This window comes from Pantoea deleyi (assembly GCF_022647325.1).
GTDB lineage: Bacteria > Pseudomonadota > Gammaproteobacteria > Enterobacterales > Enterobacteriaceae > Pantoea > Pantoea deleyi.
This window is the reverse complement of record NZ_CP071405.1, coordinates 3,004,526-3,028,381: the sequence shown is the minus strand read 5'-3', so window position 1 is coordinate 3,028,381 and position 23,856 is coordinate 3,004,526. Positions and strand designations below refer to the sequence as shown.

Sequence of the window (23,856 nt, the reverse complement as noted above, 5' to 3'; positions counted from 1 at the left end):
CCGGATCTTGCTGATGCGCCTCCTTCTTTTACTGTTCATGACACTGCTGCCGGGCCTGGCGATCGCCCAGCCCGGCCCGCTCGCCGGTAACCTCAGCAGCGTGGGCTCCGATACGCTCGGCTATCTGATGACGCTGTGGAGCGAAGATTTCAGCCGTCAGGTGCCGGGCGTTAACGTGCAGGTGCAGGCCTCCGGCTCTTCGACCGCCCCGACCGCGCTGGCGGCGGGGGCGGCGCAGCTGGGGCCGATGAGCCGCCCGATGCAGGCCGATGAACGCCAGGCCTTCGAGGCGCGCTACGGCTATCCGCCGCTGGCCGTACCGGTGGCGATGGATGCGCTGGTGGTGGTGGTCAATCAGCGCAACCCGCTGCAGCAGATTGCGCCGCGTCAGCTCGACGCCATCTTCTCGGTGACCCGCCTGTGCGGCGCACGCGATGTGCCGCTGCGCTGGGGCGATCTCGGCCTGACCGGGGCGCAGTGGCGCAGCCGCCCGATTCAGCGCTATGGCCGCAACTCCGCCTCCGGCACCTGGGGATTTTTCAAGCAGCAGGCGCTGTGCCGGGGCGATTTCCGCAGCGACGTCGCGGAGTTTCCTGGCTCGGCCGCGGTGGTGCAGGCCGTCGCCGGCAATCCACGCAGCATTGGCTACGCCAGTTTCGGCTTTCACCTCAGCGGCGTAAAAATGCTGGCGGTGAGCAGCGATCAGGGACAGGCGATCGTTCCGGATGCCGACGCCATCCGCAGCGGCCGTTACCCCTGGGCGCGTCCGCTCTACCTCTACGTCAATAAAGCGCCCGGTAAACCGCTGCCGCCGCTGGTGGCGGCCTTTCTGCAGCAGGTGCTCTCGGTGCAGGGACAGCGGCGCGTCAGCGAGGCCGGTTATCTGCCGCTGTCGGAAAGTCAGATCGCTCAGGCGCAGGCCTCCCTGAAATAACCCCGAACATGAATTAATTTCATCATCGCTGAATTTTCTTCAGTTGCAGCGGCGTCCCGTGCGTGCCACTCTGTGCGCAGACATTTAGCCATCCAGATGGCTATTTATATCAGAATGCAACTATTTCCTGCCGTCATTACCGGCAGGCGAGAAAGGAGTGATCATGCAAAGAGAAACCGCCCCGTTCCGTGCCGACACCGTCGGCAGCTTCCTGCGACCTGCCGCCATCAAACAGGCGCGCGAACAGTTTGCCGCCGGTGAGATCGCTGCCGCTGCGCTGCGTGAGGTCGAAGATGCGGCGATCCGCGATGTGGTCGCGAAACAGCGTGAAAACGGCCTGAAGGTGGTCACGGATGGCGAGTTTCGTCGCGGCTGGTGGCACTTCGACTTCTTCTATGGCCTGCAGGGCGTTGAGCGTTATGAGGCGGAGCAGGGCATTCAGTTTAATGGCGTGCAGACCAAAGCGCACGGCGTGAAAGTGGTCGGCAAGCTGGGCTTCCCGGCGGATCACCCGATGCTCGACCATTTCCGCTTCCTGCAGAGCATTGCCGGCGATGCGGTGCCGAAGATGACCATTCCCAGCCCCAGCGTGCTGCACTTCCGTGGCGGCCGCAAAGTCATCGACGCGGAGGTTTATCCGGACCTGGCCGACTACTTCAGCGATCTGGCGCAGACCTACAAAGCGGCCATCAGAGCGTTTTATGACGCGGGCTGCCGCTATCTGCAGCTGGACGACACCGTCTGGGCTTACCTCTGTTCTGAGGATCAGAAGCGCGATATCCGGGCGCGCGGCGACGATCCGGAGCAGCTGGCGCAGACGTATGCTCAGGTGCTGAATACCGCGCTGGAAGATAAGCCTGCCGACCTGACCGTGGGCCTGCATGTCTGTCGCGGCAATTTCCGCTCCACGTGGATTTCAGAGGGGGGCTACGGACCGGTGGCGGAGATCCTGTTCGGCCGCGTCAACGTGGATGCGTTCTTCCTGGAGTATGACAACGCCCGCTCCGGCGGCTTCGAGCCACTGCAGTTTATCAGGCCCGGCCATCAGCAGGTGGTACTGGGGCTGATCACCACCAAGGTGGGTGAACTGGAGGATCCGGCGCAGGTGAAAATCCGGCTGGAGGAGGCGGCGCAGTATGTCAGTCTGGATCAGATCTGCCTCAGCCCGCAGTGCGGTTTTGCCTCGACGGAGGAGGGCAACAGCCTGAGCGAAGCCGAGCAGTGGCAGAAGATCCGTTTAGTAGTCGATATCGCGAAACAGGTCTGGTAGGGCTGTAACGTTGTGCAGACAGGCGCGTAAAACGCGCCTTTTGTGTATCTGAACGGGAGTTTATGCGGGGATTTCTCACGCCCTGGCGACTTTCCAGGCACATCATCTGGTGTGCCTGCTGCAAAAATTAACGCTATCCTCTGCCTTTTGGAAAAATGGCGGGATAACCTTCTGGTTTTCCGATCCCGTATTGCCTTTCACCGCTATAAACGTTTTACTTAGCGCCGTTGTCGAATCACCCCTCTGTAACCAGAATAACAGCAGATTAAACCACCTGCGCGCCAGCCCGTGACGGACACCGTGCTCTGCCCGTGTCAGTCGTCGCGGTTCAGACGCAGCGAGGGGGACAACACAAACTCAACTTCCACCGCAACATCAGTGACAGGCCGTATGACACATCGTTTAACTTCGAAGGACATTCTCGCGCTGGGCTTTATGACATTTGCCCTGTTCGTTGGCGCGGGTAACATCATTTTCCCGCCTATGGTTGGTATTCAGTCTGGTGAACACGTCTGGACTGCCGCAATAGGCTTCCTGCTGACCGCTGTCGGCCTGCCCGTTATGACCGTGATCGCGCTGGCCCGTGTGGGCGGCGGCGTGGATGCGCTCAGCACCCCGATTGGCAAAGTGGCGGGCATCGTGCTGGCGACCGTCTGCTATCTGGCTGTTGGGCCGCTGTTTGCCACCCCGCGCACCGCGACGGTCTCTTTTGAGATGGGGATCGCCCCGCTGACCGGTGAAGGCCCGCTGCCGCTGTTTATCTACAGCCTGATCTACTTCGTGCTGGTCATTGGCGTGTCGCTCTATCCCGGCAAACTGCTGGATACCGTGGGCCATTTCCTGGCACCGCTGAAAATTATCGCCCTGACCGTGCTCGGTGTGGCCGCGCTGCTCTGGCCGGCAGGCGGAACCATTACGGCGACCGCCGACTATCAGCGCGCGGCCTTCTCCAGCGGTTTCGTTAATGGTTATCTGACCATGGATACCCTGGGCGCCCTGGTCTTCGGCATCGTGATTGTGAACGCGGCCCGCTCCCGTGGCGTGGAAAATGCGGCGCTGCTGACCCGCTATACCGTGCTGGCGGGCCTGATCGCCGGTCTGGGCCTGACGCTGGTCTACCTCTGCCTGTTCAAACTGGGGGCAGGCAGTGGCGCGCTGGTGGATCAAAACGCCAACGGCGCCGCGATCCTGCATGCCTATGTTCAGCACACCTTTGGTGATATGGGCAGCTTCTTCCTGGCCGCGCTGATCTTCGTCGCCTGTATGGTGACCGCTGTGGGCCTGACCTGTGCCTGTGCGGAATTTTTTGCGCAATACCTGCCATTGTCGTATAAAACGCTGGTATTTATTCTGGGTCTGTTCTCAATGGTGGTGTCGAACCTCGGCCTGAGCCACCTGATTCAGATCTCCATCCCGGTACTGACGGCGATCTATCCGCCCTGTATCGTGCTGGTCGTGCTGAGTTTCACCCTGAACTGGTGGAACAAAAGCAGCCGGATTATCGCACCGGCGATGCTGGTCAGCCTGCTGTTTGGCATTGTTGATGCGATTAAAACCACCGGGTTTAAAGATATGCTGCCCGCTTTCAGTCAGCATCTGCCGCTGGCCGACCAGGGTCTCGCCTGGCTGCCGCCGTCGCTGGTGATGCTGCTGATTGCCGCTGTTGTCGACCGGGTGAAGGGACCTGAACAGGTTGCCGTTCACTCGTAACAGAGAGCGCTGATTCTTCTTTAACCACGGGCTTGCCCGTGGTTTTTTCATTTCACAGGTACAGGTTGTTATGCAAGAAACCAACAAGCTCAAACGCGGACTGAGCACGCGCCATATCCGCTTTATGGCACTGGGATCGGCGATTGGCACCGGGCTGTTTTACGGTTCCGCTGATGCGATAAAAATGGCCGGACCGAGCGTGCTGCTCGCCTATATCATCGGCGGGGCAGTGGCTTACATCATCATGCGCGCACTGGGTGAGATGTCAGTGAACAACCCCCAGGCCAGCTCCTTCTCCCGCTACGCGCAGGACTACCTGGGGCCGATGGCGGGCTACATCACCGGCTGGACATACTGTTTCGAAATCCTGATTGTGGCGATAGCGGATGTTACCGCTTTCGGCATCTATATGGGCGTCTGGTTCCCTGAGGTGCCGCACTGGATTTGGGTGCTGAGCGTGGTGCTGATCATCGGCGCGGTCAACCTGATGAGCGTGAAGGTGTTCGGCGAGGTGGAGTTCTGGTTCTCCTTCTTCAAAGTTGCCACCATCATCGTGATGATTCTGGCCGGTTTTGGCATGATCATCTGGGGGATCGGCAATGGCGGTCAGCCGACCGGCATCCACAATCTCTGGACTAACGGCGGCTTCTTCGCGCACGGCGTGGTGGGGATGCTGCTGTCGCTGCAGATGGTGATGTTTGCCTATGGCGGCATTGAGATTATCGGTATCACCGCCGGTGAAGCGAAAGATCCGGAGAAGTCTATTCCGCGTGCGATTAACTCCGTACCCTGGCGCATCCTGGTGTTCTACGTCGGCACACTGTTTGTGATTATGTCGATCTATCCGTGGAATCAGGTTGGCACTGCGGGCAGCCCGTTTGTTCTGACCTTCCAGCATCTGGGGATCGCGGCAGCGGCTTCCATCCTCAATTTCGTGGTGCTGACGGCCTCGCTCTCGGCCATTAACAGCGATGTGTTTGGCGTGGGCCGAATGCTGCACGGGATGGCACAGCAGGGTCATGCGCCGAAGATCTTTATGAAAGTCTCTTCGCGCGGCATTCCGTGGGTGACGGTGGTGGTGATGATGTTCGCCATGCTGATCGCCGTCTACCTTAACTACCTGATGCCGGAAAAAGTGTTCCTGGTCATTGCGTCCCTGGCGACCTTCGCAACGGTGTGGGTCTGGATCATGATTCTGCTGTCGCAGATAGCGTTTCGTCGCAAAATCGGCAAAGAGGCGGCCAGCAAGCTGCACTTTGCCCTGCCTGGCGGCAGCTGGACGGCTGGCGTTGGCGTCGCTTTCCTCTGCTTTATTATCGCGCTGATTGGCTACTTCCCTGATACCCGCGTTTCGCTCTACGTCGGTATGGTGTGGATCGTGCTGCTGCTGGCAGGCTACAGGCTGGTGCGTAAGCCTCGTTGATCCTCTGTTCTGCTCTCCCGATACCGGGGGAGCAGATCCGGTTATTTCCCGCCTCTGCGTTATCCTCTGTTATTTCTGTGATCCCCTGCACAGCCTTTCATTTTTTAGCCGATACGACACGCCGCAGAAATATTATCGCTTCGCGATCTGCGGGGTATTTTCGCGCCGCTGTGCGGAAGCGTTTATTTCATTACCTGATTATTATCACAGACGCAGAATCCGGATAGCCGGACAGGCGTAATCGCGCGGCAGGGCGCGGCGGGCGGGAGTTGAACAGCAGTGGAGTGGACAGAGAAAATAAAAAACGGCGAAACCAGTCGCCGAAAGATTCAAAGAATTACAGGAAAAAATAATTATAAAGGGATGATTGACGTACTTATCGTAAAACAAAAAAGAGAGGGCTGATAGCCAGCGCGTTTTAAATAAGAAAAGGTCGGAATGACGTTATTAACGGCGGTTAACCTTATTCAGACCGCCGCGAAGCAAGGGGCTGAATTTGATTAGCCACAGACTCAGGGCAATATAACCGAAACCGGCAGCGTAGCGCGGTTATCCAGGTGTTTGCGCAGCTGATTCAGCGTGGATTGATAAGGGCAGAGCAGGCCCACCTCTGTGACCCTGCAGTCGGGCTGATGCCACTCCTGACGTAACAGCGGATGTTGTTCATCAACCGGCTGCAGCTGACGGATCGCATCCAGACTCTGCGCCTGAAAATAGAGGCGCAAAAACCGTTCGCCGCTGCGGGTATCACGCCAGCGCTCCAGCACCAGACTGCTGCCGGGCGGGATGTTGCCGCGTGCATAGCCGGGAAGCTGCCAGCTAAAGCCCATCAGAGTGCGCACCATCGCGATATTGGTGTCGTGGGCGACCAGAATGAACCAGCGGGTGGGCGAATCGTCATCGGCGATGCTCTCCAGCAGGGCGTTAAGCAGGATTGAGCCGCGACGCTGAGCCAGATAGAGGAGATCATTGCTGAGATCGTAGTTGGCGGTCAGCAGGGGCAGCAGCGCGGTAATCTGCGCGGCGGAAGTGATATGCCCCCAGGCGAGCTGATCGAACGGCAGATTTTCGCTGTAACCCAGCCGCAGCGTCTCTACCATGCTCGCCATCGCGCTCAGCCCGTAGACGTAACTGCCGCCGCTGCGGGTCTGCCGGATCGACCAGGGCTGATCGAAGAAGGTGCAGGCACGGCCGGGCGCACAGACGGCGGCTTTCAACTGCTGAATCGCCGGTTGCAGCTGCTGCCGGAGCCGCGCCAGATCGCCCGCTTTCTGCTGTTTAGCGGCCAGCTCCAGAGCCGGGTCGCCGTGGGTGATCGCCAGTTTATCGCTCTGAAACAGCGGATCGGCGTCTCCCGCCACGGAATGCACCGGCACGCCGCAGCCCGGAAAGGCCCCGTCAGTCAGTGCCGCGCCGGTGGCGCGGGTGCGCTGCAGCGGACTGGCGCGCACGTAGACCTGGCTCGCCTCCGGACAGCCGGGTGTCAGCAGGCCGAGCTGGCGATAGTGATCGCCCTCCCAGCGCCCTTTATTGACCACCGCGCTGTAGCCATGACCGGTCAGCTCACCATCGGCCGTACTCCACTGTGTCCAGGGCTGCTCGCTGGCGGCCTCAATCTCTTTGCGGTTACCCGGCGTCGGCGGGCGGACGCCGTGACGGCTCAGTTCGACCACTTTCTCCAGCTGATACGTCGCCGCCTGCGCCGCCGGGCTTGCCAGCCAGAGAGAGGTGAGGATCAGCGCGCAGCGGTACAGCGCGGGCAGCGTCATCTACTCATCCAGCGCGCTGTTGCCGGTCAGCGCCTTAATCTGTGGATAGAGCGTCGCGTTAGCCAGCAGCACCGGATTGCCGTTTTTCAGCCCCTCGTTACGCAGGTAATCGTTGGTGATACCGCCGGCCTCGCGCATCAGAACAATGCCCGGCAGGCCGTCCCAGGCGTGCATATGCGCTTCGTAGTAACCAATCAGGCGTCCGGCCGCCGCCCAGGCACTGGTCAGCGCGCCGGAACCCACGCGGATAAACATGCCGCCCTGGGCGATCAGCCCGTTAATCAGATGCGAAACGCCGTCGCCCGCCACCCGGCTGCCATTGCTGATGCCGAGCAGCCCTTCATTCAGCTGGGTCGCGCCATGCACCGCCATGCGACGTTCATTGACCCAGGCACCCTGACCGGCGCGGGCGTGAAACAGCTCATGATGATTGGGATCGCAGACCACGCCGATAACCGGTTCCCCCTCGCACACCACCGCCAGCGAGACGCACCAGTTTGGCAGCCCGTTGACGAAGCAGGCGGTGCCATCGATCGGATCGACGACCCAGATAAAAGGGGCACCCTGCACCTCGCCGCCGCTCTCTTCACCATAGACGGCATCCTCCGGAAACCGTTCGGCGATTAAGGTCCGGATTAAGGCCTCCACGTTGCGATCGGTCTCGCTGACCACGTCCTGCAAATCCCTCTTATGTTCCACCACCAGTGTCTGACGCTGCTGATACCAGGATAAGGCCCGGCTGGCCGCCGCACGGGCGATGTCGCAGGCGTAACGGTAACGCGCGTCAATTTCAGAATGCGAAGCGGATGACATCTTTTCCTCTTATGATTTTTTTGCCCTATCGAACGGAAGGCGCGCCTGAACAGGCAGTCTGGCTGTGATGTTAACTTAATTACTGTTAAGAAAGGCTTCATTAAGCCGCAGATGCGGTGTAATGGCAAGATGGGGCAGAGGCGGGCGACGGTTTTTCAGCGGGCAAAAACGGACCGTCGCCAGACCGGCAGCAGAGGATCGGGTTTTACAGGGTTTTATCGGTCGCCAGCGTCATTAAACGCGGATAAAAATCGAAAAACAGCGCTTCCAGCTGATCGTAATGCTGGGTGAAATCGTGGTATGAGTCGCGCAGCGCCGCCAGGCGAGGACGACGGCTGGCCATGCCGTGCAGCACCCGCTCCAGCCGTCCGGCCTGGGCATAGTGTTCAAACCAGCGCTCGCGCCACATCACCGCGTTAAGGTGCTGAAAGTCAGGCGGCGTATCGCGCAGCTGCGGCACGATCTCCTGCTCGGCGGCGGCGGAAAATTGCGCCAGCGTCTGGTCAGGCGTGAACTGCTGCCAGTGGCGGGCCAGAAAGTGGTCCCAGATGACATCCAGGGTGATCGGTGCCACGCGGTACGTTTCTGCCCGGAACAGCTGGCGGGCGGTGCGCACCTCCGGCAGCGCATCGGTCATGACGTCGAGACGACGGTGCATAAGAATGCCGTCTGCGACGGGCGCAGACCACTGCTGGTGCGGATTACCCCGCACGAAGTCGGCCATTAAATTGCCGAGTAAAGAGCTGTCGGCCAGCCGGGCCAGATGGAGATGAGCAAGAAAGTTCATGCCGCATTATAGGCTGAACTGCCTTTGCGCAGCCAGTTGTTCAGAATTGGTCGATTTTCCGCTAAACTGTGCCGCCTGTTTTTGCCTGAGAAAGAACATTTCAATGCGTGTCGCCGATTTTGCTTTTGAATTGCCCGAATCCCTGATTGCTCACTATCCCCAGGCGCAGCGCAGCGGCTGTCGTCTGCTGTCGCTTGAGGGTCCCAGCGGTAACCTGTCGCACGGTGTGTTCACCGATGTGCTGGATAAGCTCAATCCCGGTGATCTGCTGGTGTTCAACAATACCCGGGTGATTCCGGCGCGCGTCTTTGGCCGTAAAGCCAGCGGCGGCAAGATCGAGATGCTGGTTGAGCGCATGCTGGACGACAAGCGCGTGCTGGCCCATGTGCGCGCCTCAAAAGCGCCGAAGCCGGGTGCTGAGCTGCTGCTGGGTGAAGATGAGAGCGTGAAAGCGACCATGGTGGCACGCCACGATGCGCTGTTTGAGATTGCGTTCGATGACGATCGCGCCGTGCTCGACATCCTTAGCAGCGTCGGCCATATGCCGCTGCCGCCCTATATCGATCGTCCGGATGAAGAGGCGGACCGCGAGCTCTATCAGACCGTCTACAGCGCCCGTCCGGGTGCCGTGGCGGCCCCGACCGCCGGGCTGCACTTTGACGAACCGCTTTTGCAGGCGCTGAAAGAGAAGGGCGTCGAAATGGCCTTTGTGACGCTGCATGTCGGCGCGGGCACCTTCCAGCCGGTGCGCGTTGAGACCATCGAAGAGCATCACATGCATGCCGAATATGCCGAAGTGCCGCAGGAGGTGGTCGATGCGGTGCTGGCCTGTAAAGCGCGCGGCAACCGGGTGGTGGCGGTTGGCACCACCTCCGTCCGTTCGCTGGAGAGCGCCGCCAAAGCGAGTCAGGATGCCCTGATTGCACCGTTCTTCGACGATACCCAGATTTTTATCTATCCGGGCTATGAGTATCAGGTGATCGATGCGCTGATCACCAATTTCCACCTGCCCGAATCGACCCTGATTATGCTGGTGTCGGCCTTTGCCGGTTACCAGCACACCATGGCCGCGTACCGCGCAGCCGTGGCTGAGCAGTATCGTTTCTTCAGTTATGGAGACGCGATGTTTATCAGCAAAAATCCGCAGGCGCCGCTGGAAAAAGTGGGCGACTGATTTATTAACCGATAGCCGGACTCGCCTGTTACACGACGAAGGCTATCTGCATCGGACTGTTTCTCCGATGGAGGCTTTGTGAAATTTGAACTTGATACCACAGACGGGCGCGCACGCCGTGGCCGTCTGATTTTCGATCGCGGCGTGGTGGAAACCCCGGCGTTTATGCCCGTGGGCACCTACGGCACCGTGAAAGGCATGACGCCGGAAGAGGTGCAGGAGACGGGCGCACAGATCATTCTGGGCAACACCTTCCACCTCTGGCTGCGTCCGGGCCAGGAGATCATGAAACTGCACGGCGACCTGCATGACTTCATGCAGTGGAAAGGGCCGATCCTGACCGACTCCGGCGGTTTCCAGGTCTTCAGCCTGGGCGATATCCGTAAGATCACGGAAGCGGGCGTTCACTTCCGTAACCCGATCAACGGCGACCCGATCTTCCTCGATCCGGAAAAATCGATGGAGATCCAGTATGACCTCGGCTCCGATATCGTGATGATCTTCGACGAATGTACGCCTTATCCGGCGGACTGGGACTACGCCAAACGCTCGATGGAGATGTCGCTGCGCTGGGCGAAACGCAGCCGTGACCGTTTCGACAGCCTGGGCAATAAAAATGCCCTGTTCGGCATTATCCAGGGCTCGGTTTACGAAGATTTACGAGATGTCTCGGTGAAAGGTCTGGTAGAGATTGGCTTTGATGGGTACGCTGTGGGCGGCCTGGCGGTGGGTGAGCCTAAGCAGGACATGCACCGTATTCTTGAGCACGTCTGTCCGCAGCTGCCGCAGGATAAACCGCGTTATCTGATGGGTGTCGGTAAGCCGGAAGATCTGGTGGAAGGCGTCCGTCGCGGTGTCGATATGTTTGACTGTGTGATGCCTACCCGCAATGCCCGAAATGGTCATCTGTTTGTGACGGAAGGCGTGGTGAAAATCCGCAACGCCCGCTACAAAGATGACACTGCGCCGCTGGATGCCGAGTGCGATTGTTACACCTGTCGCAATTACAGTCGTGCCTACTTGTATCATCTCGACCGTTGTAACGAAATACTGGGCGCGCGCCTGAATACTATCCACAATTTGCGCTACTACCAGCGTCTGATGGCAGGTTTACGCCAGGCCATCGAAGAGGGTAAATTAGAGCGCTTTGTAACTGAGTTTTACCAACGGACGGGCAAAGAAGTTCCGCCATTAACGTCTGACAATTCATCAATGAGGGAAATTTAATGAGCTTATTCATTTCTGACGCCGTGGCCGCAGCAGGCGCACCGTCTCAGGGAAGTCCGTATTCTCTGGTGATCATGCTGGTGGTGTTTGGTCTGATTTTCTATTTCATGATCCTGCGTCCACAGCAGAAACGTGCGAAAGAGCACAAGAAGCTGATGGACTCTATTTCCAAGGGTGATGAAGTGCTGACCAGCGGTGGCCTGGTAGGTCGCGTGACAAAGGTCTCTGACACGGGCTACGTAGCGATTGCGCTGAATGACACCAACGAAGTGGTCATTAAACGTGATTTCGTCGCCGCCGTGCTGCCTAAAGGCACTATCAAGGCGCTGTAATTCTTTCTTCCCTAAGGGAACTGCCGTGTTAAATCGTTATCCTTTGTGGAAGTATGTGATGCTGGTCGTCGTGATTATCGTCGGCCTGCTCTATGCGCTTCCCAACCTGTATGGTGAGGATCCGGCCGTTCAAATCACTGGTGCGCGCGGAAGCGCCGCCAGTGAGCAGACGTTGGATCAAATTCAGTCCGCATTAAAACAAGATAATATCCAGAGCAAATCCGTTGCGCTGGAAAACGGGGCGATCACCGCGCGCTTCGCGAATACGGATGTGCAGTTACGCGCCCGTGAAGCGATCATGAAAGCGCTGGGTGAAAACTATGTTGTCGCGCTGAACCTCGCACCCGCGACGCCTCGCTGGCTGACCCTGCTGTCAGCAGAACCGATGAAACTCGGTCTCGATCTGCGGGGCGGTGTGCACTTCCTGATGGAAGTGGACATGGACACGGCGCTCAGCAAACTGCAGGAGCAGAACGCTGACACGCTGCGTAGCGACCTCCGCGCCAAAAACATCCCTTACACCAACGTCAACAAAATCGCGAACTACGGCGTGGAAATTCGTTTCCGTGACGCTGCCAGTCGCGATGCGGCGATCTCCTGGCTGAGCCCACGTCACCAGGATCTGGTGATCAACAGCAGCGGCAGCGATGCCCTGCGTGCCACCATGAGCGATGCCCGTCTGAGCGAAGCGCGTGAATATGCGGTTCAGCAGAACATTACTATTCTGCGTAACCGTGTGAACCAGCTGGGCGTGGCGGAACCGCTGGTGCAGCGTCAGGGTGCTGACCGCATCGTGGTTGAGCTGCCGGGGATTCAGGATACGGCGCGCGCCAAAGAGATTCTGGGCGCAACCGCAACGCTGGAATTCCGTCTGGTTAACACCAGCGTGGATCCGGGTGCCGCGGCCAGTGGCCGTGTACCGGGTGACTCGGAAGTGAAGCAGATGCGCGATGGACAGCCGGTCGTGCTCTACAAGCGCGTGATCCTGACCGGTGACCACATCACCGACTCGACCTCCAGCATGGATGAGTACAACCAGCCACAGGTGAACATCTCACTGGATGGCGCGGGCGGTAACATCATGTCGAACTTCACGAAGGACAACATCGGCAAGCCGATGGCGACCCTGTTTGTGGAGTATAAAGACAGCGGTAAAAAAGATGCCAACGGTCGTTCTGTTCTGGTGAAACAGGAAGAGGTGATTAACGTCGCCAACATCCAGTCTCGCCTGGGCAACAGCTTCCGCATCACCGGTATCAGCAACCCGAACGAAGCACGTCAGCTCTCGCTGCTGCTGCGCGCCGGTGCGCTGATTGCGCCAATCCAGATTGTGGAAGAGCGTACTATCGGACCGACCATGGGTCAGCAGAACATTACCCAGGGTCTGGAAGCCTGCCTGTGGGGTCTGCTCGCGTCGATCCTGTTTATGGTGATCTTCTATAAGAAGTTTGGTCTGATTGCGACCAGCGCACTGCTGGTAAACCTGGTGCTGATTGTCGGCATTATGTCGCTGTTGCCGGGGGCGACCCTGACCATGCCAGGTATTGCCGGTATCGTGTTAACGCTGGCGGTAGCGGTGGATGCTAACGTACTGATTAACGAACGTATTAAAGAAGAGCTGCGCAACGGGCGCTCGGTTCAGCAGGCAATTCATGAGGGCTACAAAGGCGCCTTCTCCAGTATTGTCGATGCGAACGTCACGACCCTGATCAAAGTTATCATTCTTTACGCGGTCGGCACCGGTTCGATCAAAGGTTTTGCGATTACCACCGCAATTGGTATCGCGACCTCAATGTTCACCGCGATTATCGGTACCCGTGCCATTGTTAACCTGGTTTACGGTGGCAAACGCATCAACAAGCTGTCTATCTGAGGAGTGCGTTGTGGCACAGGAATATAACATTGAGCAGTTAAACCACGGGCGTAAAGTCGTCGACTTTATGCGCTGGGATAAGCTGGCCTTCATCATTTCGGGACTGCTGATCCTCGCGGCGATTGCAATCGTGAGCGTGCGTGGCTTCAACTGGGGTCTCGATTTCACCGGCGGTACGGTGATTGAGATCGCGCTGGAGAAACCCGCCGACCTCGACGCGCTGCGCAGTGAGCTGGTGAAAGCGGGCTTTGACGAGCCGCTGGTGCAGAACTTTGGCAGCAGCCGCGACGTGATGGTGCGTATGGCGCCGGTAACCGGCGGTGCCGGAACCGAGTTAGGCAATAAAGTGGTGTCGGTGATCAACCAGACCACCCAGCAGAACGCGACCGTGAAGCGCATTGAGTTCGTCGGCCCGAGCGTGGGCAGCGACCTGGCGCAGGCGGGGGCGATGGCGCTGCTGTCTGCACTGATTGCGATTCTGATCTATATCGGTTTTCGCTTTGAGTGGCGTCTGGCGCTGGGTACGGTACTGGCGCTGGCGCATGACGTGATCATCACCTGCGGCCTGCTGGCGCTGTTCCGCATTGAAATCGACCTGACCATTGTTGCCTCGCTGATGTCAGTGATCGGCTACTCGCTTAACGATAAAATCGTGGTGTCGGACCGTATTCGTGAAAACTTCCGCAAGATCCGTCGCGGCAGCTCTTACGACATTACGAACGTGTCGCTGACCCAGACCTTAAGCCGTACGCTGATTACCTCGCTGACGACGCTGGCAATGATCCTCATCCTCTTCATCTTTGGCGGCGCGTTGCTGAAAGGCTTCTCACTGACCATGCTGATTGGTGTGACGATCGGTACGATTTCATCCATTTATGTCTCTTCGGCGCTGGCGCTGAAGCTGGGCATGAAGCGTGAACATATGCTGGTGCAGAAGGTGGAGAAAGAGGGCGCCGATCAGCCTTCAATCCTGCCGTAATGCGCGTCGCGCACTAAAAAACGGGCAGCCTCAGGGCTGCCCGTTTTTTTTGCATCGCGCACCTAAGGGGTAGAGGATGCCGCAGGAGTGGTCGGGGCCGGGGCGTCACCGGTCACGTTATGCACCCGGACATAACCTAACTGCTCGGGTGTCAGACCGCTGAGCCGCAGCGGGATGGACGCCGAGTGCTGTGGCAGCAGCGAAGCCGGCAGCGCAACCGTCTGGCTCAGACTGTCCCTGTTGAGCGGTTTACCGGTTGCCGGGTCGAGTTCACCCCAGATGACGGTTGCATGCAGGGCGGGCAAAGGCCGATCGTCCATTGAACGAACGGTGAGGGTCGCCCGCGAGCCGCTGGCTTCGGCGGTGACCGGCGACAGCGTCAGCCGCAGCGTGCCGAGCTGGGTCTGCAGTGCCACCGGCGTGTTCGCCTGCGGCACCAGCCACGCACCCTGTTCAGAGTGGCTGTTAAGCTGTCCCTGAATCTCCAGCGCACTGGCCTGCGTGGTCAGATGCTGCATCTGCTGATTCAGCTGAGTGACTTCCTGATGCAGCTCTCTGACCTGCGGATTACCGGCCGTTGTGCTGCAGCCGCTCAGCGTAACCAGCGAAAGTGCCACCGGCGCCCAAACCAACCTGTTCATAAGTTATCCTTGTCCGTTATTTGGGAATACGTAAAACCTGACCAGGATAGATTTTATCAGGATGCGAGAGCATCGGCTTATTCGCCTCGAAAATCTTGTTGTATTCATTGGCGTTACCATAAACCTCTTTAGAAATTGCGCTCAGGGTATCGCCTTTTTTCACGGTATAGAGCGCTGACTCGGTCGCGCCGTCGGTGACGGTAACCTTGTCTTCCACTTTGGTAATGCCTGCGACATTACCCGCCGCGATCAGGATCTTCTCTTTCAGCTCCTGCGAAAGGCCATCGCCGGTCACGGTCACGGTGTCGCCATTGACCTTTACATCAACTTTGTCACTGTCGGGTAAGCCGAGCTTGTTGATGTGATCCTGCAGCTTTTTATCCTGGTCATCGCCGCCATGCACGGCATCCCATAATTTTTCGCCGGCCTCTTTCACAAAGTTAAACAGCCCCATGTAACCTCCAGTGTGTGAGTGGAAAATTTTTAATGTCGCCTGTAAAGCGTAGTCCGTTTTGCGGCAGACGAAATTGAGCGTCGTTTATCCTGCGATGAGAATCCCAGGAAAGGCACGGAAGAGATTTTGTTGATCCGCAGTTCGCGTTACACTGTCTGACCCATCACTCTCGCGTCAGGAAACGTCATGCATTGCCCATTCTGCTCCGCTGTGGACACCAAAGTGATTGATTCTCGTCTGGTTAGTGAAGGATCTTCGGTCCGTCGCCGCCGCCAGTGTCTGATGTGTCATGAACGCTTCACGACTTTTGAAGTGGCGGAACTGGTGATGCCCCGCGTGGTGAAAAGCAATGACGTACGCGAACCCTTCAATGAAGACAAAATGGCCAGCGGGATGATGAAGGCGCTTGAGAAGCGTCCGGTCAGCGCCGACGCGGTCGAGAGCGCCGTAAATCATATCAAAACCCAGCTGCGCGCCACCGGCGAACGTGAGATCCCCAGTAAACTGATTGGCAATCTGGTGATGGATGAGCTGAAAAAGCTCGATAAAGTCGCCTACATTCGCTTCGCTTCGGTGTACCGCAGCTTTGAAGACATTCGTGATTTTGGCGAAGAGATCGCCCGGCTACAGGATTAAACCATGGACGAACGCTATATGGCGCGCGCGCTGGAGCTGGCGCGACGCGGCCGCTTTACCACCATGCCAAACCCCAACGTCGGCTGCGTTATCGTGCGCGATGGCGACGTGGTCGGGGAGGGCTGGCATCAGCGTGCGGGCGAACCTCATGCGGAAGTCCATGCGCTGCGCATGGCGGGCGAAAAAGCGCGAGGCGCAACCGCCTATGTCACGCTCGAACCCTGCAGTCATCATGGCCGCACGCCGCCCTGCTGCGAAGCGCTGATCGCCGCCGGCGTGCAGCGTGTTGTGGCCGCGATGCAGGATCCGAATCCCCAGGTCGCCGGCCGTGGACTCCACCGCCTGCACCAGGCGGGCATCGACGTCAGCCACGGGCTGATGATGGCCGAAGCAGAGGCGCTGAATCGCGGCTTCCTCAAGCGGATGCGCACCGGCTTCCCGTGGGTGCAGCTCAAGCTGGGCGCGTCACTGGATGGCCGGACGGCGATGGCCAGTGGCGAAAGCCAGTGGATCACCTCGGCGGCGGCCCGTCGCGATGTGCAGCAGCTGCGCGCGCAGAGCGCCGCGATCCTCAGCAGCAGCGCCACAGTACTGGCCGACGATCCCGCGCTGACGGTGCGCTGGTCCGAACTCAATGAGGAGAGCCAGGCCCTGCTGGATGAACAGGCACTGCGCCAGCCGGTGCGGGTCATCATCGACAGCCAGAATCGCGTAACGCCGCAGCATCGGATTATCTCACAGCCGGGTGAAACCTGGCTGATGCGCCATCAGCCGGATCAGCAGCACTGGCCGGATGCCGTGACGCAAATCGCCGTGCCGCTGCGCGAACAGCAGCTGGATCTGGTGGCGACGATGATGCTGCTGGGGCAGCGTCAGATTAACAGCGTCTGGGTTGAAGCGGGGGCCGCGCTGGCTGGTGCCCTGTTGCAGGCGGGCGTTGTTGATGAGCTGATCCTCTATGTCGCGCCTAAACTGTTAGGTCATGAAGGGCGCGGCCTGTGCCAGCTGCCAGGGCTCAGCCAGCTGGCTGACGCCCCGGCGTTCCGTTTCAGTGATGTCCGGCAGGTCGGTGACGATTTACGCCTGACGCTGACACCGCAATAGCATGGTCGGAAAAGCGAGAGCACGCCGCCCAAGAGTATGATAGAATCCGCCCCCCTGCGCGGGGCTAACCAAACCCCTGAAAGGATAAGTATGAAAGTTATCGAAGCTGCTGTTGCAACGCCTGAGGCCCGTGTTGCCATTGTCATTGCGCGTTTTAACAACTTCATTAATGACAGCCTGCTGGATGGCGCAGTTGATGCCCTGAAACGCATTGGCCAGGTCAAAGATGACAATATCACCGTCGTCTGGGTGCCGGGTGCTTATGAGCTGCCTCTGGCTGCCCGCACGCTGGCTAACGCCGGCAAACACGACGCGATTATCGCACTCGGTACCGTGATTCGTGGTGGCACCGCCCACTTCGAATATGTGGCGGGTGAAGCCAGCTCCGGTATCGCCAGCGTCGCCATGAACAGCGATATTCCTGTCGCGTTCGGCGTGCTGACGACTGAAAGCATCGAGCAGGCCATTGAACGTGCCGGTACCAAAGCGGGTAACAAAGGTGCCGAAGCGGCGCTGACCGCGCTCGAAATGATCAACGTATTGAAAGCCATTAAAGCCTGATTTTTGTAAGGGGAATTTTGTGAAACCTGCTGCTCGTCGTCGCGCCCGTGAGTGCGCTGTTCAGGCGCTTTACTCCTGGCAGTTGTCGAACAACGACATTGCCGATGTGGAATACCAGTTTCTGGCGGAACAGGACGTCAAAGATGTCGACATTACCTACTTCCGCGAACTGCTGTCCGGTGTGGCGACCAACAGTGCGTATCTGGATGGACTGATGAAGCCTTATCTGTCGCGTCAGCTCGAAGAGCTGGGCCAGGTAGAGAAAGCGATTCTGCGCATCTCGCTCTATGAGCTGAGCAAGCGTGATGATGTGCCCTATAAAGTGGCCATCAACGAAGGCATTGAGCTGGCGAAAGTCTTCGGTGCCGAAGACAGTCATAAATTTGTCAACGGCGTGCTGGATAAAGCCGGTCCACAAATTCGACCCCATCGCAAATAATCAAAAAGGCCGGCTTGCCGGCCTTTTTTCATGAAGGGTTAAGCGGAACGCAATTATGTCTTGTGGTGAATTTGAACTCATCGCACGCTACTTCAACCGCAGAACGCGCAGCCGCCGTGATGTCGAACTCGGCATCGGTGACGATTGTGCGTTACTTAGCGTGCCGGAAAAACAGACGCTGGCGATCAGCACCGATACCCTGGTCGCGGGCGTACACTTCTTACGGGATATCCATCCTGCCGATCTGGGTTACAAAGCGCTGGCGGTCAACCTCAGCGATCTCTCGGCCATGGGGGCCGATCCCGCGTGGCTGACGCTGGCCTTAACGCTGCCGCAGGTCGATGAGAGCTGGCTGTCCGCCTTCAGCGAGAGCCTGTTCGAACTGCTGGAATATTACGATATGCAGCTGGTCGGCGGCGACACCACGCGCGGACCGCTGAGCCTGACGCTGGCGATCCACGGTATGGTGCCGCAGGGCCGTGCCCTGAAACGTTCCGGTGCGAAACCCGGCGACTGGATCTATGTGACCGGCACGCTGGGCGACAGTGCGGCCGGGCTGGCGCTGCTGCAGCATCACTGCCGCATCAGCGATCCGGTGGTGCATGAAGCGCTGATTAAACGCCATCTGCGCCCGATGCCACGTATTCTGCAGGGGCAGGCTCTGCGTTCACTCGCCTCTTCAGCGGTGGATATCTCCGACGGCCTGATCTCCGATCTCGGCCATGTGCTGAAAGCCAGCGGCTGCGGCGCACGCCTGAATCTGGAGGCGCTGCCGCTCTCGGCGGCGCTGCGCGATCACTTCGACCCGGAGCAGGTGCTGCGCTGGGCGCTGAGTGGCGGCGAAGATTACGAACTCTGCTTCACGGTGCCGGAAGTCAATCATGGCGCGCTCGATGTGGCGCTGGGTCACCTGGGCGTGCCTTACACCTGTATCGGGCAGATAGCGCCGGAGTCGGATGGCCTGACGCTGCTGGACAACGGCAAGCCCGCGACATTCCGCCATAAAGGGTTCGATCACTTTGAGACTAAATAACGACGTGGCGAAAAGTCGCCTGCGGATGAGCAATCCCTGGCATCTGCTGGCAACCGGCTTTGGCAGCGGATTAAGCCCGGTGGTGCCCGGAACCATGGGGTCGCTGGCGGCGATCCCCTTCTGGTGGCTGATGACGTTTCTGCCGCAGGATCTCTATTCGCTGGTGGTGCTGGTGGGCATCTGCGTTGGCGTCTATCTGTGCCATCGCACCGCTAAAGACATGGGCGTACACGATCACGGCAGTATTGTCTGGGATGAGTTTATCGGCATGTGGATTACGCTGATGGCGATTCCGGTCAACAGCTGGCAGTGGGTCGCGGGGGGCTTTGTGCTGTTCCGCATCCTTGATATGTGGAAGCCGTGGCCGATTCGCTGGTTTGACCGCAACGTGCACGGTGGAATGGGCATCATGGTGGATGACATCATTGCCGGCGTGATCGCGGCGGTGATGCTTTACGGCTTTGGGGTCTGGCTGGCGGGCTGACCGCTAAGCCGGATCGCTGCAGGAAGGGCGTGACGCCCGGGCAGGGCGTCACGTCTGGTCTTACTCGAATCCCACCGCCTGATGCGGCTGGTAAGCCTCTTCCAGCAGGGTAATCTCCTCGTCACTCAGCGTGACATCGACCGCCTTCACCAGATCCGCAAACTGCTCCGCACGCGACGCGCCGATAATCGGGGCCGTGACGGCTGGTTTGCTCAGCAGCCAGGCGAGCGCCACCTGCGCGCGGGTAACGCCTTTACTCTCCGCAACCTGCGCGAGTTGCCCGGCGATCGCGGCATCATTCTCTTCCGTACTGTCATAGAGCTTCGCCATCACCTGATCGGAGGCGGAACGCGCGGTGTTTTCACCCCACGGGCGGGTCAGCTTACCGCGCGCCAGCGGGCTCCACGGCAGCACGGCAATCTGCTCTTTCAGACAGAGCGGATGCATTTCGCGCTCCTCTTCACGCTGAATCAGGTTGTACTGATCCTGCATAGTGACAAAGCGGTGCCAGCCCTGTTCCGACTGCATCTGCAGGGCGCGGGCAAACTGGCTGGCGTGCATTGACGACGCGCCGATATAGCGGGCTTTGCCCGACTGTACAACGTCATGCAGGGCTTCCAGCGTCTCCTCCAGCGGCGTGTCGTAATCCCAGCGGTGGATCTGCAGCAGGTCAACATGCTCCATGCCGAGGCGCTGCAGGCTGTCATCAATGGATTGCAGGATATTTTTGCGCGACAGGCCCTGAGAGAGATTGCTCAGCGGAAAATAGACTTTAGTGGCAACCACGATCTCTTCACGGCGGGCAAAATCCCTGAGCGCGCGGCCCAGGATCTCTTCGCTGCTGCCATCGGAGTAGCTGTTGGCGGTGTCGAAGAAGTTGATGCCCGCGTCCAGCGCCTGCTGGATCAGCGGCCGGCTGCTTGCTTCGGGCAGCGTCCAGGCGTGATTGCCGCGCGTGGGCTCACCGTAGGTCATACAGCCCAGGCAGAGGCGTGAAACCTGCAGATCGGTGGTACCCAGTTGAATCAGTTTCATGGTGGAGGCTCCTGCGAACGTGCAAAGGTTTTAGCATAGCAGGATGTTGCGCTCCCCGGCGGGGAGCGCAGAGAAGAGCGGTTACTGCGCCAGCCAGCAGGCGATCTGCTGCTGAATGCCCTCCGCATCCAGCTGGTAGTCATGGCGTATTTCATCCTGCGTACCCTGCGGGATGAACTCATCGGGCAGCCCGATGTTCAGCACTGGCACAGCCAGGCGTTTCGCCATGATAAATTCGTTGACGCCACTGCCGGCGCCGCCTTTGATCGCGCCTTCTTCCAGCGTAATCAGCGAGTCGTGCGTGGCGGCCAGGTCGGCGATCAGCGCCTCATCCAGCGGCTTCACAAAGCGCATATCGACCAGGGTGGCATTCAGCGCCTCCGCCGTGGCCGCGGCTTCCGGCAGCAGCGTGCCGAAGTTCAGGATCGCCAGCTTTTCACCCTGACGCTTCACCACGGCTTTACCCAGCGGCAGGCTCTGCAGCGGCGCCAGTGGCGTGCCGACACCGGTGCCACGCGGATAGCGCACGGCGCTGGGGCCATCCTGATAGTGATAGCCGGTGTAGAGCATCTGACGGCATTCGTTTTCGTCGCTCGGGGTCATGATCACCATATCCGGCACGCAGCGCAGATAGGCGAGATCAAAGGCGCCTTGGTGGGTCTGGCCATCCGCGCCAACAATACCACCACGATCGATAGCAAACAGGACCGGCAGTTTCTGGATAGCGACGTCATGGATCAGCTGATCGTAGGCGCGCTGCAGGAAGGTGGAGTAGATAGCTACGACCGGCTTATAGCCGCCAATCGCCATACCGGCTGCGAAGGTGACCGCATGTTGTTCGGCAATTGCCACATCGAAATACTGGTTCGGGAATTCGCGTGAGAAGGCCACCATGCCGGAGCCTTCACGCATTGCCGGCGTGATCGCCATCAGCTTCGGATCGTCTGCGGCCATCTCGCACAGCCAGTTACCGAAGATTTTCGAATAGCTCGGCAGGCCCTCTGCGCTTTTCGGCAGTTCGCCAATCGCCGGGTCGAATTTAGGTACCGCGTGCCAGGCAATCGGATCTTCCTCGGCTGGCGCGTAGCCTTTGCCTTTTTTGGTCATGATATGCAGGAACTGCGGCCCTTTCAGGTTGCGCATGTTGCTCAGCGTATTGACCAGCGTCAGAACATCGTGACCGTCAACCGGGCCGATGTAGTTGAAGCCCAGCTCTTCAAACAGCGTCCCCGGCACGACCATGCCCTTGAGATGCTCTTCGGTGCGTCTGACCAGCTCTTTGATTGGGGGCAGGCTGGTCAGCACCCGCTTGCTGCCTTCGCGCAGGCGGGAATAGGTTTTGCCGGACAGAATCTGCGCCAGGCGGTTGTTCAGCGCGCCGACGTTCTCGGAGATCGACATTTCGTTGTCGTTGAGGATCACCAGCATATCCGGCTTGATATCACCGGCGTGGTTCATCGCCTCAAACGCCATACCGGCGGTGATGGCGCCATCGCCAATGATGCAGGCGGTGCGGCGGCCCTGACCTTCACGTTCGGCCGCAGCCGCCATGCCCAGACCGGCACTGATAGAGGTGGACGAGTGACCGACGCTCAGCACGTCATATTCACTTTCGCCGCGCCACGGAAATGGGTGTACGCCATTTTTCTGACGGATGGTGCCGATGCGATCGCGGCGACCCGTCAGAATTTTATGGGGATAAGCCTGATGACCCACATCCCAGACCAGATGGTCAAAGGGCGTGTTGTAGACATAATGCAGCGCGACCGTCAGTTCGACTACGCCCAGACCCGACGCAAAATGGCCGCTGGAGCGGCTCACACTGTCTAACAGATACTGACGCAGTTCATCACACAGCGCAGGCAACTTCTCTTTGGGCAGGGCGCGCAGCTCCTGAACCGTGTTTGCCAGTGCCAGTGTCGGGTATTTAGCAATATCAAAACTCATCAGAGACTCATTATGGAAGTTATTTGTCGCGTTCAATTATGAAGCTCGCCAGCGCCTGCAGTGCTGTAGTGTTATAAGAGTGCGCAGCGAGCATTTCTAAAGCATCAAGAGCTTCCTGATACAAATCCCGCGCTTTGGCACGGGCATTTTCAAGGCCTAACAATGAAGGATAGGTGCTTTTTCCCAGATGCTCATCGGCACCCTGGCGTTTTCCGATCACCGCCGTGTCACCCACCACATCCAGAATATCGTCCTGCACCTGAAAGGCGAGACCGATCGCTGCGGCATAGCGGTCCAGCAGCGGCAGTGCGTCGCGGCCTGCATCGCCTGCCGCCAGGGCACCTAGACGCACGGCGGAACGGATCAGGGCGCCGGTTTTGTGACGATGGATCTGCTCAAGCTGGCCGAGATCAACCTGTTTGCCTTCGGCGGCTAAATCCAGTGCCTGCCCGCCACACATTCCGGCCACGCCGCTGGCCTGAGCCAGTTCGGAGAGCATCTTCAGACGATATTCCACGCTGACACCGGGCATCGCTTCATCGGCCAGAATAGAAAAGGCCAGCGTCTGCAGGGCGTCGCCCGCCAGAATCGCGGTGTCTTCGCCATATTTAATGTGACAGGTTGGCTGCCCGCGACGCAGTGCATCATCATCCATCGCAGGGAGATCGTCATGAATCAGAGAGTACGCATGAATGCATTCAACCGCGGCAGCGGGCGCATCCAGACTCGCCGGATCGGCGTGGAGCATTTCGCCGGTAGCGTAGACCAGAAAAGGACGCAGGCGTTTACCGCCTAATAATGCCCCATAATGCATGGCATTCACCAGAGGAGAACTCTGAAAAGGAAGTGGCTCTATAAAACGCGTCAGCGCGGCGTTAACCTGCTGCTGACGATCGTCGAGTAAGCGGGCAAAATCCATTAGTTGTTTTCCGGCGTGAAAGCAGTGAGATCGGCGTCTTTGTCGTCGTTCAGCAGAATACGGACGCGCTGTTCAGCCTGCTGCAGCGTCTGCTGGCCGGTGCGCGCCAGCTGAACGCCGCGCTCAAACTCATTCAGGGCTTCTTCCAGCGGCAGTTCACCACTTTCCAGACGGCTGACAATCTGCTCCAGCTGCTGCAATGACGTTTCAAAGCTGGCTGGCTGTTCGGCTTTTTTCGGCATATTTCGTGTCGACTCACGGTTGGGACATTATCTCGCAATCGGTCATGGTAGCTGAGACCCTATGATTAGC

General features: G+C 58.8%; 24 protein-coding genes. 15 read left to right on the top strand and 9 right to left on the bottom strand.

The features are described from left to right. Positions 1-13 precede the first annotated feature (13 nt). The 4 genes from J1C59_RS14365 to proY all read left to right on the top strand — a co-directional run bounded on the left by J1C59_RS14365 (position 14) and on the right by proY (position 5,337). On the top strand, positions 14-934 hold the full coding sequence (locus tag J1C59_RS14365; RefSeq protein ID WP_140917125.1) for a PstS family phosphate ABC transporter substrate-binding protein: 921 nt from the start codon (positions 14-16) through the stop codon (positions 932-934). A 163-nt stretch (positions 935-1,097) separates the two neighbouring features. Beyond that, positions 1,098-2,204, top strand: coding sequence for a cobalamin-independent methionine synthase II family protein (locus J1C59_RS14360; protein WP_128086154.1), 1,107 nt, complete (start codon positions 1,098-1,100; stop codon positions 2,202-2,204). 390 nt (positions 2,205-2,594) lie between these two features. Next, complete coding sequence (gene brnQ / locus J1C59_RS14355) at positions 2,595-3,914, top strand: branched-chain amino acid transporter carrier protein BrnQ (protein ID WP_128086155.1); 1,320 nt, start codon at positions 2,595-2,597, stop codon at positions 3,912-3,914. A gap of 70 nt (positions 3,915-3,984) precedes the next feature. Beyond that, positions 3,985-5,337, top strand: coding sequence for a proline-specific permease ProY (gene proY, locus J1C59_RS14350; protein ID WP_128086156.1), 1,353 nt, complete (start codon positions 3,985-3,987; stop codon positions 5,335-5,337). A 512-nt stretch (positions 5,338-5,849) separates the two neighbouring features. On the opposite strand, the gene J1C59_RS14345 is transcribed toward proY, so the two are convergent. From J1C59_RS14345 to J1C59_RS14335, 3 genes are all read right to left on the bottom strand, one after another. Further along, positions 5,850-7,106, bottom strand: coding sequence for a histidine-type phosphatase (locus tag J1C59_RS14345; RefSeq protein WP_128086157.1), 1,257 nt, complete (start codon positions 7,104-7,106; stop codon positions 5,850-5,852). Continuing rightward, positions 7,107-7,919: an inositol monophosphatase family protein gene (locus J1C59_RS14340; RefSeq protein WP_128086158.1), complete on the bottom strand. Its 813-nt coding sequence runs from the start codon at positions 7,917-7,919 to the stop codon at positions 7,107-7,109. It abuts the gene before it with no gap. Positions 7,920-8,124: 205 nt separating this feature from the next. Beyond that, on the bottom strand, positions 8,125-8,706 hold the full coding sequence (locus tag J1C59_RS14335; protein ID WP_128086159.1) for an ACP phosphodiesterase: 582 nt from the start codon (positions 8,704-8,706) through the stop codon (positions 8,125-8,127). Positions 8,707-8,809: 103 nt separating this feature from the next. Between J1C59_RS14335 and queA the strand changes: the two genes are divergently transcribed. The 5 genes from queA to secF all read left to right on the top strand — a co-directional run bounded on the left by queA (position 8,810) and on the right by secF (position 14,291). Beyond that, positions 8,810-9,880: a tRNA preQ1(34) S-adenosylmethionine ribosyltransferase-isomerase QueA gene (queA, locus tag J1C59_RS14330; RefSeq protein WP_128086160.1), complete on the top strand. Its 1,071-nt coding sequence runs from the start codon at positions 8,810-8,812 to the stop codon at positions 9,878-9,880. A gap of 78 nt (positions 9,881-9,958) precedes the next feature. Then, entirely contained in the window at positions 9,959-11,107 is a 1,149-nt protein-coding gene (tgt, locus tag J1C59_RS14325; RefSeq protein ID WP_111140010.1) for a tRNA guanosine(34) transglycosylase Tgt, read from the top strand. Further along, a complete protein-coding gene (yajC, locus tag J1C59_RS14320) occupies positions 11,107-11,439 on the top strand; it encodes a preprotein translocase subunit YajC (RefSeq protein WP_009091760.1) in 333 nt (110 codons plus the stop codon). The genes tgt and yajC overlap by 1 nt, the downstream gene beginning before the upstream one ends. Positions 11,440-11,464: 25 nt before the next feature. Then, a complete protein-coding gene (gene secD, locus J1C59_RS14315) occupies positions 11,465-13,312 on the top strand; it encodes a protein translocase subunit SecD (protein ID WP_128086161.1) in 1,848 nt (615 codons plus the stop codon). 10 nt (positions 13,313-13,322) lie between these two features. Then, complete coding sequence (gene secF / locus J1C59_RS14310) at positions 13,323-14,291, top strand: protein translocase subunit SecF (protein ID WP_128086162.1); 969 nt, start codon at positions 13,323-13,325, stop codon at positions 14,289-14,291. A 62-nt stretch (positions 14,292-14,353) separates the two neighbouring features. On the opposite strand, the gene J1C59_RS14305 is transcribed toward secF, so the two are convergent. Together J1C59_RS14305 and lysM are read right to left on the bottom strand one after the other, a co-directional pair. Then, positions 14,354-14,932, bottom strand: a complete 579-nt coding sequence (locus J1C59_RS14305) for a SadB/YajI family lipoprotein (RefSeq protein ID WP_128086163.1) — start codon at positions 14,930-14,932, stop codon at positions 14,354-14,356. Positions 14,933-14,948: 16 nt separating this feature from the next. Further along, on the bottom strand, positions 14,949-15,386 hold the full coding sequence (gene lysM / locus J1C59_RS14300) for a peptidoglycan-binding protein LysM (RefSeq protein ID WP_128086164.1): 438 nt from the start codon (positions 15,384-15,386) through the stop codon (positions 14,949-14,951). Between the two features lie 186 nt (positions 15,387-15,572). Here lysM and nrdR point away from each other — a divergent pair, with 186 nt between their 5' ends. The 6 genes from nrdR (at position 15,573) to pgpA (ending at position 19,643) form a co-directional block, all read left to right on the top strand. Beyond that, the gene (nrdR, locus tag J1C59_RS14295; protein ID WP_009091750.1) at positions 15,573-16,022 is read left to right on the top strand and encodes a transcriptional regulator NrdR; all 450 of its coding nucleotides are present in this window, start codon (positions 15,573-15,575) and stop codon (positions 16,020-16,022) included. A gap of 3 nt (positions 16,023-16,025) precedes the next feature. Continuing rightward, complete coding sequence (gene ribD / locus J1C59_RS14290) at positions 16,026-17,126, top strand: bifunctional diaminohydroxyphosphoribosylaminopyrimidine deaminase/5-amino-6-(5-phosphoribosylamino)uracil reductase RibD (RefSeq protein WP_140917126.1); 1,101 nt, start codon at positions 16,026-16,028, stop codon at positions 17,124-17,126. 90 nt (positions 17,127-17,216) lie between these two features. Then, positions 17,217-17,687 carry a 6,7-dimethyl-8-ribityllumazine synthase gene (gene ribH / locus J1C59_RS14285; RefSeq protein WP_111140005.1) on the top strand — a complete coding sequence of 157 codons (471 nt, stop codon included), beginning with the start codon at positions 17,217-17,219 and terminating at the stop codon, positions 17,685-17,687. A 19-nt stretch (positions 17,688-17,706) separates the two neighbouring features. Then, positions 17,707-18,126 carry a transcription antitermination factor NusB gene (gene nusB, locus J1C59_RS14280; protein ID WP_009091744.1) on the top strand — a complete coding sequence of 140 codons (420 nt, stop codon included), beginning with the start codon at positions 17,707-17,709 and terminating at the stop codon, positions 18,124-18,126. 55 nt (positions 18,127-18,181) lie between these two features. Further along, positions 18,182-19,159 carry a thiamine-phosphate kinase gene (gene thiL, locus J1C59_RS14275; RefSeq protein WP_128084910.1) on the top strand — a complete coding sequence of 326 codons (978 nt, stop codon included), beginning with the start codon at positions 18,182-18,184 and terminating at the stop codon, positions 19,157-19,159. A 25-nt stretch (positions 19,160-19,184) separates the two neighbouring features. Beyond that, positions 19,185-19,643, top strand: a complete 459-nt coding sequence (gene pgpA / locus J1C59_RS14270) for a phosphatidylglycerophosphatase A (protein WP_242281391.1) — start codon at positions 19,185-19,187, stop codon at positions 19,641-19,643. 60 nt (positions 19,644-19,703) lie between these two features. On the opposite strand, the gene J1C59_RS14265 is transcribed toward pgpA, so the two are convergent. The 4 genes from J1C59_RS14265 to xseB all read right to left on the bottom strand — a co-directional run bounded on the left by J1C59_RS14265 (position 19,704) and on the right by xseB (position 23,786). After that, positions 19,704-20,678 (bottom strand): aldo/keto reductase, encoded by a 975-nt coding sequence (locus J1C59_RS14265; protein ID WP_128084909.1) that lies wholly within the window; start codon positions 20,676-20,678, stop codon positions 19,704-19,706. Between the two features lie 81 nt (positions 20,679-20,759). After that, positions 20,760-22,625: a 1-deoxy-D-xylulose-5-phosphate synthase gene (dxs, locus tag J1C59_RS14260; RefSeq protein ID WP_128084908.1), complete on the bottom strand. Its 1,866-nt coding sequence runs from the start codon at positions 22,623-22,625 to the stop codon at positions 20,760-20,762. Positions 22,626-22,644: 19 nt separating this feature from the next. Continuing rightward, a complete protein-coding gene (gene ispA, locus J1C59_RS14255; RefSeq protein WP_140917127.1) occupies positions 22,645-23,544 on the bottom strand; it encodes a (2E,6E)-farnesyl diphosphate synthase in 900 nt (299 codons plus the stop codon). Next, positions 23,544-23,786: an exodeoxyribonuclease VII small subunit gene (gene xseB, locus J1C59_RS14250; protein WP_111139998.1), complete on the bottom strand. Its 243-nt coding sequence runs from the start codon at positions 23,784-23,786 to the stop codon at positions 23,544-23,546. Before xseB ends, ispA begins: the two co-directional genes overlap by 1 nt. Positions 23,787-23,856: the final 70 nt, after the last annotated feature.

What these genes read in the sequence shown, in the direction of transcription:
- J1C59_RS14345 (WP_128086157.1), bottom strand. Translation starts at nt 7,106, where the DNA reads ATGACGCTGCCCGCGCTGTACCGCTGCGCGCTGATCCTCACCTCTCTC.
- J1C59_RS14305 (WP_128086163.1), bottom strand. Translation starts at nt 14,932, where the DNA reads ATGAACAGGTTGGTTTGGGCGCCGGTGGCACTTTCGCTGGTTACGCTG.
- ribD (WP_140917126.1), top strand. Translation starts at nt 16,026, where the DNA reads ATGGACGAACGCTATATGGCGCGCGCGCTGGAGCTGGCGCGACGCGGC.
- ispA (WP_140917127.1), bottom strand. Translation starts at nt 23,544, where the DNA reads ATGGATTTTGCCCGCTTACTCGACGATCGTCAGCAGCAGGTTAACGCC.
- pgpA (WP_242281391.1), top strand. Translation starts at nt 19,185, where the DNA reads ATGAGCAATCCCTGGCATCTGCTGGCAACCGGCTTTGGCAGCGGATTA.
- J1C59_RS14335 (WP_128086159.1), bottom strand. Translation starts at nt 8,706, where the DNA reads ATGAACTTTCTTGCTCATCTCCATCTGGCCCGGCTGGCCGACAGCTCT.
- nrdR (WP_009091750.1), top strand. Translation starts at nt 15,573, where the DNA reads ATGCATTGCCCATTCTGCTCCGCTGTGGACACCAAAGTGATTGATTCT.
- dxs (WP_128084908.1), bottom strand. Translation starts at nt 22,625, where the DNA reads ATGAGTTTTGATATTGCTAAATACCCGACACTGGCACTGGCAAACACG.
- ribH (WP_111140005.1), top strand. Translation starts at nt 17,217, where the DNA reads ATGAAAGTTATCGAAGCTGCTGTTGCAACGCCTGAGGCCCGTGTTGCC.
- yajC (WP_009091760.1), top strand. Translation starts at nt 11,107, where the DNA reads ATGAGCTTATTCATTTCTGACGCCGTGGCCGCAGCAGGCGCACCGTCT.
- J1C59_RS14360 (WP_128086154.1), top strand. Translation starts at nt 1,098, where the DNA reads ATGCAAAGAGAAACCGCCCCGTTCCGTGCCGACACCGTCGGCAGCTTC.
- proY (WP_128086156.1), top strand. Translation starts at nt 3,985, where the DNA reads ATGCAAGAAACCAACAAGCTCAAACGCGGACTGAGCACGCGCCATATC.
- thiL (WP_128084910.1), top strand. Translation starts at nt 18,182, where the DNA reads ATGTCTTGTGGTGAATTTGAACTCATCGCACGCTACTTCAACCGCAGA.
- xseB (WP_111139998.1), bottom strand. Translation starts at nt 23,786, where the DNA reads ATGCCGAAAAAAGCCGAACAGCCAGCCAGCTTTGAAACGTCATTGCAG.
- J1C59_RS14365 (WP_140917125.1), top strand. Translation starts at nt 14, where the DNA reads ATGCGCCTCCTTCTTTTACTGTTCATGACACTGCTGCCGGGCCTGGCG.
- lysM (WP_128086164.1), bottom strand. Translation starts at nt 15,386, where the DNA reads ATGGGGCTGTTTAACTTTGTGAAAGAGGCCGGCGAAAAATTATGGGAT.
- brnQ (WP_128086155.1), top strand. Translation starts at nt 2,595, where the DNA reads ATGACACATCGTTTAACTTCGAAGGACATTCTCGCGCTGGGCTTTATG.
- J1C59_RS14265 (WP_128084909.1), bottom strand. Translation starts at nt 20,678, where the DNA reads ATGAAACTGATTCAACTGGGTACCACCGATCTGCAGGTTTCACGCCTC.
- J1C59_RS14340 (WP_128086158.1), bottom strand. Translation starts at nt 7,919, where the DNA reads ATGTCATCCGCTTCGCATTCTGAAATTGACGCGCGTTACCGTTACGCC.
- queA (WP_128086160.1), top strand. Translation starts at nt 8,810, where the DNA reads ATGCGTGTCGCCGATTTTGCTTTTGAATTGCCCGAATCCCTGATTGCT.